At 61.0% G+C, this 12885-nt stretch carries 12 protein-coding genes; 3 read left to right on the forward strand and 9 right to left on the reverse strand.

All coding sequences use genetic code 11. The annotated features are described in order from the left end of the window. The first annotated feature begins 161 nt into the window (after positions 1 to 161). Entirely contained in the window at positions 162 to 1493 is a 1332-nt protein-coding gene (gene tig, locus VXL81_RS07485; RefSeq protein WP_416534167.1) for a trigger factor, read from the forward strand. A 210-nt stretch (positions 1494 to 1703) separates the two neighbouring features. On the opposite strand, the gene VXL81_RS07490 is transcribed toward tig, so the two are convergent. The 7 genes from VXL81_RS07490 to rpsF all read right to left on the reverse strand — a co-directional run bounded on the left by VXL81_RS07490 (position 1704) and on the right by rpsF (position 7959). After that, positions 1704 to 2990, reverse strand: a complete 1287-nt coding sequence (locus VXL81_RS07490) for a calcium-binding protein (protein ID WP_416553610.1) — start codon at positions 2988 to 2990, stop codon at positions 1704 to 1706. Positions 2991 to 3288: 298 nt separating this feature from the next. Next, positions 3289 to 5247, reverse strand: a complete 1959-nt coding sequence (locus VXL81_RS07495; protein WP_340545808.1) for a bifunctional 2',3'-cyclic-nucleotide 2'-phosphodiesterase/3'-nucleotidase — start codon at positions 5245 to 5247, stop codon at positions 3289 to 3291. A 151-nt stretch (positions 5248 to 5398) separates the two neighbouring features. Then, positions 5399 to 5869: a lytic transglycosylase domain-containing protein gene (locus VXL81_RS07500; RefSeq protein ID WP_340545807.1), complete on the reverse strand. Its 471-nt coding sequence runs from the start codon at positions 5867 to 5869 to the stop codon at positions 5399 to 5401. A gap of 404 nt (positions 5870 to 6273) precedes the next feature. Then, positions 6274 to 6456 carry a peptidyl-tRNA hydrolase gene (locus VXL81_RS07505; protein WP_340545806.1) on the reverse strand — a complete coding sequence of 61 codons (183 nt, stop codon included), beginning with the start codon at positions 6454 to 6456 and terminating at the stop codon, positions 6274 to 6276. A 269-nt stretch (positions 6457 to 6725) separates the two neighbouring features. Then, positions 6726 to 7337: a 50S ribosomal protein L9 gene (gene rplI, locus VXL81_RS07510; RefSeq protein WP_340545805.1), complete on the reverse strand. Its 612-nt coding sequence runs from the start codon at positions 7335 to 7337 to the stop codon at positions 6726 to 6728. 12 nt (positions 7338 to 7349) lie between these two features. Continuing rightward, positions 7350 to 7577: a 30S ribosomal protein S18 gene (rpsR, locus tag VXL81_RS07515; RefSeq protein WP_005982441.1), complete on the reverse strand. Its 228-nt coding sequence runs from the start codon at positions 7575 to 7577 to the stop codon at positions 7350 to 7352. 28 nt (positions 7578 to 7605) lie between these two features. Next, a complete protein-coding gene (gene rpsF, locus VXL81_RS07520) occupies positions 7606 to 7959 on the reverse strand; it encodes a 30S ribosomal protein S6 (protein ID WP_340545804.1) in 354 nt (117 codons plus the stop codon). A gap of 591 nt (positions 7960 to 8550) precedes the next feature. Between rpsF and VXL81_RS07525 the strand changes: the two genes are divergently transcribed. Together VXL81_RS07525 and VXL81_RS07530 are read left to right on the forward strand one after the other, a co-directional pair. After that, positions 8551 to 9132, forward strand: coding sequence for a hypothetical protein (locus VXL81_RS07525; protein WP_340545803.1), 582 nt, complete (start codon positions 8551 to 8553; stop codon positions 9130 to 9132). Positions 9133 to 9336: 204 nt separating this feature from the next. Then, positions 9337 to 9912, forward strand: coding sequence for a YceI family protein (locus VXL81_RS07530; RefSeq protein WP_416553612.1), 576 nt, complete (start codon positions 9337 to 9339; stop codon positions 9910 to 9912). A gap of 124 nt (positions 9913 to 10036) precedes the next feature. On the opposite strand, the gene VXL81_RS07535 is transcribed toward VXL81_RS07530, so the two are convergent. Both VXL81_RS07535 and VXL81_RS07540 read right to left on the reverse strand, forming a co-directional pair. Beyond that, positions 10037 to 11326 carry an MFS transporter gene (locus VXL81_RS07535; RefSeq protein WP_416553614.1) on the reverse strand — a complete coding sequence of 430 codons (1290 nt, stop codon included), beginning with the start codon at positions 11324 to 11326 and terminating at the stop codon, positions 10037 to 10039. 123 nt (positions 11327 to 11449) lie between these two features. Continuing rightward, on the reverse strand, positions 11450 to 12757 hold the full coding sequence (locus VXL81_RS07540) for a cytochrome b/b6 domain-containing protein (RefSeq protein ID WP_416553616.1): 1308 nt from the start codon (positions 12755 to 12757) through the stop codon (positions 11450 to 11452). Between the last annotated feature and the right edge of the window lie 128 nt (positions 12758 to 12885).

Raw genomic sequence — 12885 nt, forward strand, 5'->3', positions numbered from 1 at the left:
GCGTGTTTTCTGTTTTCGGGGCCAAAAAACGCCGCAACCGGCGCTGACCGGGCGGCTGCGGGGGCAATCCCTCTTGCGCCGCCGCGCTTGTGCAAATAGAAGGCCACAAATTGTCTGGGGGAGCGCCCGCGCGCGCGCCCCGAATCTCTATGGGGAATATGATGCAGGTCACCGAGACGCTGAACGAAGGTCTGAAACGCGGCTACGCGATCACCGTTACCGCCGCCGAGCTGGATGCGAAGGTCAATGAAAAACTCGTCGAGGCACAGCCCGAAGTCGAGATGAAGGGCTTCCGCAAGGGCAAGGTTCCCATGGCGCTGCTGAAGAAGCAGTTCGGCCAGCGTCTGATCGGCGAAGCCATGCAGGAAACCATCGACGGTGCGATGAACAAGCACTTCGAGGAAAGCGGTGACCGTCCGGCGATGCAGCCCGACGTCAAGATGACCAACGAAGATTGGAAAGAGGGCGACGACGTCAACGTCGAGATGTCCTATGAGGCACTGCCTGAAATCCCCGAAGTTGATCTCTCCGGCGTTGAGCTGGAAAAGCTGGTGGTCAAAGCAGACGACGCCGCAGTTGACGAGGCGCTGGCCAACCTGGCCGAGACCGCCAAGGAATTCGAAGCCCGCGAAGAGGGTGCTGCCGCTGAAGATGGCGATCAGGTTGTGATCGACTTCGTCGGCAAGGTAGACGGCGAAGCCTTCGACGGCGGCGCAGGCGAAGACTACCCGCTGGTGCTGGGCTCCAACTCCTTCATCCCCGGTTTCGAAGACCAGCTGGTCGGCACCAAGGCAGGTGACGAAAAAGACGTCACCGTCACTTTCCCCGAGCAGTACCAGGCCGAGCATCTGGCCGGTAAGGAAGCCGTATTCACCTGCACCGTGAAAGAGGTCAAAGCCGCCAAGGCAGCAGAGATCAACGACGAGCTGGCGAAGAAATTCGGCGCCGAGGACCTCGCCGCGCTGAAAGGTCAGATCTCCGAGCGTCTGGAAGCAGAATACGCCGGTGCGGCCCGCGCGGTGATGAAGCGTGGCCTTTTGGACAAGCTGGACGATCTGGTCTCCTTCGACCTGCCGCCCTCGCTGGTCGAAGCCGAAGCCAAGCAGATCGCACATCAGCTGTGGCACGAGGAAAACCCCGAGGTTCACGATCACAACCACGGTGAAATCGAGCCGACTGACGAGCACAACAAACTGGCAGAGCGCCGCGTCCGTCTGGGCCTGTTGCTGGCCGAGCTGGGTCAGAAAGCCGAGGTCGAAGTGACCGATGCGGAAATGACCCAGGCCATCATGAGCCAGGCACGCCAGTACCCGGGCCAGGAACGCCAGTTCTTTGAGTTCATCCAGCAGAACGCTCAGATGCAGCAGCAGCTGCGCGCGCCGATCTTCGAAGACAAGGTCATCGATCACATCGCCGAGCAGGCCAAAGTGAGCGAGAAAGAAGTGTCCAAGGACGACCTGCAGGCCGCAGTCGAAGCTCTGGAAGAAGAATAAGTCAGATCCCGGATCCCGCCCGGCGCGGATCCGAGGTTTACCAACGCGCAAGGCCGTCCCCTAAGGGGGCGGCCTTTTTGTTTGGCGGTGAGCGCGGGGCGGAGTAGGAGCGGTCTAAGGCATAAGAAAACCGCCGTGGAGGCGAACTCCAGGGCGGTTGTCTGACCTCTCGGTTGTCAGATCACCCGATGGTCTTGCGGTGGTGCCCGCTCAGAACAGAAAGTTATCGGAACTGGCCAGTTCCTCGACGGTGATATTTTCAACCGTGACCACAACATTGTCAAAGGACATCACGACGTGATCACCTCTGGTCGTAAAATCGATCTGATTGATGTTCTGTGCTCCGCTGAGGATGTCGATCTTGTCCGTGCCCAGTTCAAAATCGCGGATACGGGCGCGCCCGTGGTTGCTGCCGAAGGCAAATGTGTCGGCCCCATCGCCCCCGATCATCAGGTCGTTACCACCCTGACCAAACAGCAGGTCGTTGCCATTGCCGCCGATCAATGTGTCATTGCCCGCACCGGCGCGGATCGTGTCAGCCCCGTGCGAACCGTTGAGTTTGTCATCGCCGCCCTGGCCAATCAGCCGGTCGCGCCCGCCGCCACCGCGTAGATCATCATCACCCGCACGGCCTGCAAGCCGGTCGTTGCCGCCGCGCCCTGACAGCAGGTCATTTGCATCGGTTCCATCCAGAATGTCCCGGCTGACGGTGCCCAGCAGGGTCTCACCAACCAGGACGGGCTCGCTTGGCTGCGGCCCGCCCATGTCCAGCGGTGCGGTGCCGCCTGCCTTGCGATCCTGCCAGAAGGCAATCAGCGCGTCGGCTGTGGGGCTGTCGTAACCGCCGAAATCTTTCACGTATTTCAGGATCGAGGTGCCGTATTCATCGGTCGAGGCGGTATCGCTCAGCAAGAGCGTCGCCAGCCCCGAAGCACCGCGCAGATGCGCCGCAGCCATCAGCCCGGTCAGCGAGAGGGTAACATCCACCATGGCGCCATTGACATCGCGATAGGTCACGGTCTCGCCGACAAAATCGCTGATGCTGCGCCCCTGCCGACCGAGATAGTAGCTCAGCATCTCGAAGTTATAGCCAAACGCCTCATTGATGGCGGTGTCCTGTGCGGCGTGGGATTTGAAATCATCCAGGCTGTTGACGCCATTTTTCCCGGTCCAGGTGCCATCCCAGCGGTTGATGATATCACCGCCCAGGTAGTAAACGTCATCCTGATAATAACCGAGGTCAATCAGCAGCGCCTCGCCGAACTGATAGCCGACAAAGCCCAGTGAATTGGTGGAGTGATAGGCCATGTCCCGCCATTGGGTGTCGCTCAGCTGGCCCCAGCTGCTGAGGCCGGGATAGAAGCTGCTGACCGGCGCGCCGACCCATTGCGTCAGCTGCGCGTCGCTGATCTGCCCCGCATTGTAGCGGTCCCTGTCCCAGCCCGATTCAAACGCCAGAAGCGCATTTCGAAAATCGTTGAAACTGCCATTTGGCATCGGAACTGCTCCTCTTGCTCATCAACCGTCTTGATGCGGATCGCTGTTGTGCAGCGCTGATCGACACCTCGCATGTCGGAAAACTCTGCCGCAAGAAGGGGGCGGAAATTTGGCAAACAAATGCCTAAAAAGCAGTAAGGAGAGCGCAAATTTGCTCGAAATTTGTAAAAATTAACCTTTAGGGCGCCCCTCAATAACTTGTGTGCAAGCGGGGCGTGTGCGCCTAAATATGCCGCCCGACCAAGTTTGGCCGGGCGGCGAGAATCATTTCATTTTGCACAAATCGGAAACAGTTTGTTCACAGTGCAATTCTGTAGCGTGCAAAGCCATCCGGCCCTTCACCCGCAGGTTCAATTGCAATGCTCTCGACACTGTCCACATAGGCCGCCGCCTTGGGGCCGGTGTCAAACAGCACCGAGGTGTCCGCCAGCGGGGCAAAGCGCCAGTTGGCATCGGCGCGCGGGCTGATGGTGCCCTTCTCGACGATATAGCGCACGATCACATCGCGGTTGGTGTCCGGCCCCTCGAACACGATGGTATCCCCCATCGCGCCGGGGAAGGCACCGCCACCGCCAGCACGATAGTTGTTGGTGGCGATAATGAACTCCTGTGCGGGATCGATTGGCGCGCCGTTGAACTCCAGATTGACGATGCGGTTGGCGTCGGGATTCTCCAGCTCCCCCTTCGGTCCGAACTTCGAGGGCTGCGACAGGTCGATCTGATAGGTCACCCCGTCGATCACGTCAAAGTTGTAGCTCGGGAAGGCGGGATTGAGCAGCACCTGATCGGCCTCGCCGGGGGTAATCTGGTTGAACATGCCGGCAGAGCGTTCCAGCCAGTCCTTAACCTGCGCGCCGGTCACCCGCACCGCACGGGCGGTGTTGGGGTAGAGGTAGAGGTCGGCGACATTCTTGATCGCCACATCGCCTTTTGGAACGTCGGTGTAATACTCCGCACCACCGCGGCCGCCGGCCTTGAACGGGGCCGCAGCTGACAGGATCGGCAGGCCTTCATGCTCGGTGCCCTTCAGCATCTGTTCGATATACCAGGTCTGCGCAATCGACACGATCTGCACCGAGGGATCATCGGCGACCAGTGCAAAATAGCTGTGCAGCGGCGCGTCGGTTTTGCCCACGGCGCGACGCACATATTGCAGCGTCTCGTCATGTTCTTTCTGCGCAGCTGCCAGCACCGCAGGGGCACTTTCGACCAGGGCGGTGATCGACCGGTCCTCTTCGCGCCGCGAAATCGGGCGCGCCTCCGAGGCATGGCCCACCACGCGCCAGCCGCTTCCGTCCCGCTCCAGCATCAGGTCGATCAGACCCATATGGCTGCCCCAGAAACCGCCCATTGTGGCGGGGGTTCCGTGGATGGTGCCCTTGTCGACATCCACCCCGGCAAAATCCGCATAGGTGGAGGAGGGGAAGACCAGATGCGAATGGCCGGTCATGATGGCGTCGATGCCCTCGACGGCCGCCAGCGGCACCGAGGCATTCTCCATCCCGTCGGTCTCATCGGCGCTGCCGATCCCGGAATGTGACAGGGCGATAATGATGTCGGCGCCTTTTTCCTTCATCTCCGGCACATAGGCGCGGGCGGATTGCAGAATGTCGCGGGCCTGCACATTGCCTTCCAGATGGCGACGGTCCCAGTTCATCACCTGCGGCGGCACGAAGCCGATCAGCCCGATCTTGATGGGATGACGATTGCCCGCGCCATCGGTCAGCTCGCGCTCCAGGATCACATAGGGCGGCAGCAGGGTCTTGTCGTCACGCGGGCCGGCACCGGTGGATGTAGCGACATTGGCGCAGACCACCGGGAACTCGGCCCCGGCAAGGGATTTCATCAGGAAATCCAGCCCGTAGTTGAACTCATGATTGCCCAGCGTCGAGCCGTCAAAGCCCACGGCGTTCATTGCTTGGATGACCGGATGGGTGTCGCCTTCCTTCATGCCGCGCTCATAGGCGATGTAATCGCCCATCGGATTGCCCTGCAGGAAGTCGCCATTGTCCAGAAGCAGCGAATTGGTCGCCTCGGCGCGAATATCGCCGATCAGCGAGGCCGTGCGCGCCAGCCCGACAGTGTCGCGCGGCTTGTCGGCGTAATAATCATAGGGAAACACATGCACATGCAGGTCGGTGGTCTCCATCAGGCGCAGATGCACCTGATTGGAAGCCGCCTGAACCGAAAACGGATGCAGCGCGATCAGACCGGCACTGCCGGCCAGAAAGGACCGGCGATCTAGTTGAATAGGCATTTTTCACTCCGACGTCTTTTTATTACAGACATCCATGCTAGCAGAAAAACGCCTTCGGTCACGTGACAGTTTTGCGCTAACAATCAGAGTGGCAAGCTGCCGCGTAAGATATCATAACTCTTTGTGATATCGTGGTTTTCAAGCGGTCTGATCAGGGGCGCAGCCCGGTTTCGCGCAGCATGCCCCGCCGTTTTGCGGCATAGTAGTAGCCGCGCGAATAGTGTTTTACCGCCTGATCGTAGCTGCCATCGGAGAGGAGCCAGGCCCCGCGCAGATATTTCACCGCATATTTCAGGTTGGTATCGGCATCCAGCAGATCCTTCGGCTTGCCGCGAAACCCCATGGAGCGGGCAGTGGCCGGCAGGATCTGCAACAGCCCGTAGTAGGGCCGGTTGACCGCCCAGGGCCGATGGGTGCTCTCGCGGATGGCAAGGCGATGGACCAGCGGGCGCGGCACCTCATAGTGGTCGGCCCAGAAATTGATCTTGCGGCGAAGCTCCGGCGTCTCGTTGGGATAGAGCGGCGGCGTTGCGGCGCGTTCGGTTGCGGCGGGTGCCTCGCCACAGGCGGCAAGGGCCAGCGGGCTGAGAATAATGGCCAGAGCCGTTCTGCGATCAATCATGGATACTGCCTGTCTAAACCCCGAATACGCCGGATCGGCGGCAGATTAGGGCGCGCCTGCGGCTTGGGCAAATGGCGCGGGAACCCATCGGCGGATATCCCCCGACCGTGGCAGGCTGTCCGATGATCGCCCGCAATCCCGGGCCATCAGCCGGGATTGGACCCCCGGCGCGGCGATCCGCATGACCGGTCAGGGTGCCCCGGCCAGGGCGGGCACTGATGGATCAAATTTTAACGGCTAAGAATTTGTCGGCGCTGATCGACTGCCGCATGATCCACGCGCGCATGAACCGGGCCTTGCCCTGTCCCAACACGGCTCCCGTGCCTGCGGCCCGATTGGGACGCCCATGCAAAGGGGCTGCGGGGGCCGAGCCTTCGTGGCCCCGTCTGCAACGCCCGCATGGTTCAGGGTTGGATCACCCGGTCAGGGTTGTGCCGGGTCAGCTCGGCGGTGATCAGCTCCGGTGGCACCAGATTGCTGATCGGTTCGCCCCTGTATTTCGGGTTTTCAAAGCTGAAGTTGCGCAAGAGCCGCAGCAGCAGGCGTCGCCGCAGCGCCGTTTCTTCCCGGATCAGATCCTCTTCCATGCTTACCCCCAGACGCCAGACGCAGGCCTGGCACGACAGTCACAACCACACGTGCGCACAAACACGCGCTCCCGGAGCGATCGCTCAGGGCGGGATCTAGGCTTGCAGAAACCGGCAAAGACGAGGTTACCCGCGCCGCAGTTTCTGCGGAGAGTTTGAGGCGATTTTGATCTGTCAGCAGCGCAATCCAGCTGCGGCCGCCGCAGATATGAAAAAGGCCGCCCCGATCCGGGGCGGCCTCTCTCGATCTCGGATAGATCCAATGCCGATCAGGCGTTGGTCTCTTCGTCGTCTGCGGCCGGGGCTGCATCGTCGTCGTCGGATGCGGCAGAGCCGATATCGTCGAACAGTTCGGAGATTTCGAATTCAGCAGCGGCTTCTTCTTCAGCGGCCAGCTCTTGAATCGATTTGCCCGAGGCTTGCAGCTCAGCTTCTTCGACCGAACGCGCAACGTTCAGTTTGATCTGAACTTCGACTTCAGGGTGCAGCTTCACAACAACGCTGTGCAGACCCAGTTCCTTGATCGGCGAAAGCAGGGCAACCTGCTTCTTGTCGACCGAGAAACCTTCTGCGGTGGCGGCTTCTGCGGCGTCACGGGGGGTGACGGAGCCGTAGAGGGCGCCAGCGTCAGACGCGGAGCGAATCACGATGAACTGCTGACCGTCCAGCTTCTCTGCCAGAGCTTCCGCTTCTTTCTTGGTTTCCAGATTGCGCGCTTCGAACTGCGCTTTCTGTTCCTCAAAACGAGCGATGTTGTTCTGCGACGCGGTCAGCGCCTTGCCTTGCGGCAGCAGGAAGTTGCGAGCATAGCCGGGCTTTACGTCCACGACTTCGCCCATTTGGCCCAGTTTGGCCACACGTTCCAGAAGGATAACTTGCATGTGCTTATCTCCTTACTTCACGGCGTAGGGCAGCAGGGCGAGGAAGCGGGCGCGCTTGATAGCACGGGCCAGTTCACGCTGCTTCTTTGCCGAAACAGCGGTGATGCGCGACGGCACGATCTTACCACGTTCGGAAATGTAGCGCTGCAGAAGACGGGTGTCTTTGTAGTCGATTTTCGGCGCATTGTCGCCCGAGAACGGGCATACTTTACGACGACGGAAAAACGGTTTGGCTGCCATGGTTTAGCGTCCTTTTCTCAAGCGTTGATCAGCGGCGCTCACGACGCGTGTCGCGCTCATCGCGCTTCTGCATCTGAACCGAGGGGCCGTCTTCATGTGCGTCAACCTTGATGGTCAGAACGCGCATCACGTCATCATGCAGGCGCATCAGACGCTCCATTTCCTGGATCGCCGCTGCCGAAGCATCGGTCTTCAGGAAGGAGTAGTGGCCCTTACGATTTTTGTTGATCTTATAGGCCATCGTCTTGACGCCCCAGTACTCGCTGTCGACCAGCTTACCGCCGTTGTCGGACAGAACAGCACCGAAATGTTCGATGAGGCCTTCAGCTTGCGAGTTGGACAGGTCCTGACGCGCAATCATGACATGCTCGTAGAGTGGCATGTGAACTCCAGTTTTTGTCTAGGCGCATTTCATAGACGGGGCGGTTGTCCCTTCCGCTGCCCTGTCACGAGAGTCTGCGCGGATCGAAAATGTCGCGGAAGGAAGCCCCCATATACAGGCTCAGACCAAAAGGGCAAGGCCCGTTTCCCGCCGCGTGCCCCTGTGCTCCTCCAGATGTCCCTCTGCGCCCACGTTGCCAGTGGTCGCTGGGGTTTGATCCATAGCCTGTGAACCAAATTTTAGCAAAATTATGCAAAACTGAGAATGGGCCACGGATCCGACAGGGCGAACCTCTTTCGCCAGCGGCCCGATCAGACCCCGCGCGCTAGCCCGGCGGGGTCAAGACGGAACCGGGGGCAGGGCGGCTGCATCTGCATATGCCCTGTTGAGGCCCGTAGACGAAAGGGCTGCCCATCACGGCGGAGCACGGCCCGTATTTACCGCAACTCCGCCCCATTTCAGCCCCAATGCTGGCGTCAATCTTGGTTAATCAAGTGTTAACCACCCCGCCAGTCACAGACCAACAGGCGCAGCAGGCGTCACAGGCAAGGCAGGACAGACAGACCGCGTTAAGAGTGAAAGGGACCAGAGATGAGCATCCTCGAACCATCCGAGATCGGTTTTCAGCCCATGCAGCCGGGTCGATTTGGCAAGGTCATGCGGCGCGCGTCCTCTCAGTCTCCTGCCGCCAGACGGCTGGCCCATCTGGCCCGGTCGGCACCAATGAACCTTCAGATGCAGGCCAACTGGCCGGTCCGCTCGCTGCTGCTGCGCATTCTTGGGGGCGGTATGGTGATGGGCGCCACCGGCCTCTGGCTGCTGCCTGACGCAGGCTTCGATCCGCAGATGTCGCTGATCCGGATCGGGATTTCCGTGGCCTTTCTGTTTGTCGGCCTGATCCTGCTGACCTCGCATCACCCCGACAGCCAGCCGGAGGCCTGTTTCGACCCGATCCGGCGCGAGCTGAGGATCCTGCGCAAGACACGGCGCGGCGCACCGCGGATTGTCCTGCGGCGCAGCTATAGCAGCCTTGGCGGCGTGCGCCTCTCCGCCCATGCCATCTCGGTTCTGGATATCGACGGCGCAGTGCTGATGGAGCTGCCGATCGACAGCACCGAAACCCGCCTGCGGCTGCGCGATCAGCTGAGCGGCGCCCTACCGATCTTCAGCTAGGCGCTCCAGATCTCTGGCGGAACGCCTTGGCCCACCGCCACCGCCTGCCGACATCACAACTGCGCGAGAACCGGCCTCTGTGCGTCAATGCGGCTTGGGTTGTTCATCTGAACACAGATAGTGTTGGCTTTTGCGGGCTTTCCTTTCTGATGACAAAGTCTTCAACTGGGAAACGAAGTCACACGGTCCAACGGAGCCAAGATTATGAAAACCACTCTCTTTGCCGCCGCCCTGATGGGGGCCGCGGCCACCACCGCCTTTGCCACCCCTGAAGCCTACAAGCTGGATTCGAGCCACAGCCAGGTGGTGTTCAGCTACAATCACCTTGGTTTCTCGACCACCTACGGCATGTTCTCGGGGTTTGAGGGTGAAATCGCCTTTGATCAGGAAAACCCCGAAGCCTCCAGCGTCTCGGTGTCGATGCCCGCGCAATCCATGCTGACTGGCTGGGAAGCGCGCTTTGACCATTTCATGTCAAAGGATTTCTTTGGCGCCGATGATGCGGAGATGATCAGCTTCAAATCCACCGGCATCAAGGTCACCGGCGAGAATACCGCAGAAATCACCGGCGACCTGACCCTGAACGGCGTCACCAAATCCGTGGTTCTGGATGCCAAGCTGAACCAGGTCGGCGAACACCCGATGGCGGGCAAGCCCTGGGCCGGTTTCGACGCCACCACAACCCTGCTGCGCTCGGACTACGAGCTGGGCAAATTCGCCCCCTTCGTCAGCGACGAGGTTGAGGTGAAGATCTCGGTCGAGGCGATGAAGGCCGAATAACCAGACCGCACGGCGGAGGGATCACCTCCGCCACCTACCGATCCAGAACCGCCGCCCCTTGCCGGGTGGCGGTTTTTTTGTCCCTGTAAGTGCGTCCCTGTACGAGTGGGCGCGCACCCGTCAGCTATTCGGCGGCTGCCGCCAGCCGTCTGACCAACACCAAGATCAGCATCATCGCAATCACCAGAAACACCGCACCGACGATCCAGGCGACCGGTGTCGAGTAGATATCGGCGACAGCTCCGGCCAGAATCAGGCCCGATGCGGCCCCCAACTGTTGGATCAGCGACCGCAAAGACAGCATGGTCGAGCGTTGACCGTCGCCAACGCAGCGATGCAGGATGCTGCTGGCCGGGGTTTCGCAGACCCCCAGAAACACGGAATAGAGGACAAACACCGTCACAAAGCCGACGATGCTGCCTTGCAGCGCCAATGCGATCTGAACCCCTGCCAGACAGGCGAAACCTGCCGCCAGCGTCATGGCGTGCCGCCGTTTGAAAATCCGGCTGATGGGCACGGACAGGGACGCGCCGAAAGCGATGGCGAAGAAATAGCTGGCAGTGACGATACCGATGACGGTGTTTGCATAGCTCTCGTCCAGCATCGGCTTTGCATGGGTCGGCCAGATCACCTCAACAGGGTTGGTCGCCATCAAAAAGAACGCCAGCGCTGCCAGAAGGATCGACAGAGCCGGATGTCTGAGGGCCAGACGGCTCGCGTCCCCTATCACCATCGGCACATTCGCAAAGCCGTGCTTGAGAGCCGTGGCGCTCATCGGGCGCGGTGTTTCGACAATGGCCAGTACCGTGAAAACAAACACGCCCGACATCACGACGACGCTCGCAAGGTAGGACACATCATAAATGCTGAACCCAAGGCGTTTTGCGACCTCGCCGCAGACATCGGGCAGAAGACCTCCCAGAATGGCGCCAATCGCCAAACCTACGGCATTGGCCCATTGCGCTTTGGCCAGTGCGGGCTGGACATCGACATTGGGGGCGGCAGCTTTGAAGGTTTCAACAAACCAGGCATCCAGCGTGCCCGACCGAAGCGCGCGGCCAAAGCCGATGAATGCAAACGAGAGCGCCAGAACATAAAAATCGCTCGTAGAGAGAAAAAGCACGAGCGAGATCAGGCTGGCGACAACCGCCGTCAAGAAGACCGGCCTGCGCCCGATGCTGTCGGCAAGGCCACCAAACGGCAGCTCCATCGCCATCGTCGTGAGCGCGTAGACCCCGAAGAGAAACGAGATCTGCAACAGGTCCATGCCCCGGTCGGTCAAGGCCAGAGCAACCACGGCAACCGTCAGCCCCATCGCAAAACGGTCAAGGAACTGGTGTATCTGAAACACGCGAATGTGCCGTCGTACCGACGGGTTCAGTGCCGCAAAAGAGAACTCGATTTCGGTGGCCATCTTCGCAGCATCACCGGTGCTGCCGCGCGGCACAATACCTTAAGTGGGCCAGAACCTGCGGGACTATATGTCCCCAAGGGGGGCACGCGGCGGCCACCCCCGCCGGATCTGTGTCCACATCCGTCAGGGGGCGGCGCGGCTGGCGGTCAGGTCGACAGCGATGGTCACCGCATAGGCAAGCGAGCTTTCGTCCTGCACGCCCTGGCCGATGTTGAAATCCAGCCGGTTCACTTCGGCACTGCCGGACATTGTGGCGGTGTCACCGTTCAGATCCAGCGTGAAGGGCAGGCGCAGCGGCACCTCCTGATCGCGGATCCGCAGGGTGCCCTCAGCGATATATCCTTCCGCCAGCTTCTCGATATCGGCGCGGAACTCTGCGGTGGGATAGGTGGAACTGTCAAAGTAATCCGGCCCCATCGCCTGATCGGTGACAGATCCGAGCTTCAGCGAGGGGATCGCCACGGTGACGGTGACCGCGCCGGCGGGGCCGGGGGCGGCAGGGTCCTCGAAATCAATCACTGCCTGCCAGCGGTCGAACTGGCCGCGCACCTCGCTGCCCATCTGCACGATGGTGAGCGCCAATGTGCCATCCTCGACCCGCCAGTTGCCGGCCGTGTCAGACGCCATCGTTGCGGCAGGATCGCCGCCATCTGTGGTCTCGGATCCAGCCTCATGTGTGGTGGTGCCCGGCGCGCCATGGCTGTGCGGCGCATAAAGGCCGAAGGCGCCGCCGCCGGCCAGCACCAGGACCCAGATCGCCAGCGCCACCAGCACCGGCGCCGCCCCATGGGGGGTCTGCTCTGGCACCGTCACCTCCGGCGCGCGTCCTGGCAGCATCCGGCGCAGCGTGGCGTCGCGGTCGATCACCTCATGTTTCAGCGCCCCGGCAATATGCAGCCCCAAAGCCACCGCAAGGGTCCAGACAAACAGCCAGTGCAGCCCGCCAAACACGGCCGCCATGGTTTCAGATTTCGCCACAAACGGCAGGTTCTGACCAAATGGCCACCAGATCGGCGCAAATCCCGTGGTTGCGGCGTGATGGATCCAGCCGGTCAGGGGGGCCGCCACCAGCGCCCCGTAAAGCAGCCAGTGCACCACCTCCGCCAGCAGCGTCTCGGCCCGCCGCTCCGGGTGCAGCGGCACCGGCTTGGGCTGGCTCAGCGCCCAGAGAATACGCAGCAGCGCGGTCAGGAACAACGCCAGCCCCAGGGTCTTGTGCAGTGAAAACAGCAGCGCCGCGCGGGTCAGCGTGGCCTGTGCGCCGTCAAACTCCGGGCTTTGAATATGGTGCGCCAGATCATTGGCAAAATAACCAAGCGGGAACACCGCCAGCATCAATAGGGCTGTCAGCCAGTGAAAACCTTTGGCAACGCTGCCATAGTGGCGGGCGGTATTCTGGCGAAGCGCGGGGGCGCGGGCAGGGGAGGACACGGGCGATGAGACCTTCTCATAGGGGGCGACAGGAATACCCTATCCCTTCAGCGGTTTGACACAACACGCATCTCTGTCAGCTGATGCACAGCACCGGTGCGCCCGCGCGAAGGCTATGCTTGTACGCA

It is taken from the genome of Phaeobacter sp. JH204B (genome assembly GCF_048055755.1).
Taxonomy (GTDB): Bacteria; Pseudomonadota; Alphaproteobacteria; order Rhodobacterales; family Rhodobacteraceae; genus Phaeobacter; species Phaeobacter bryozoorum.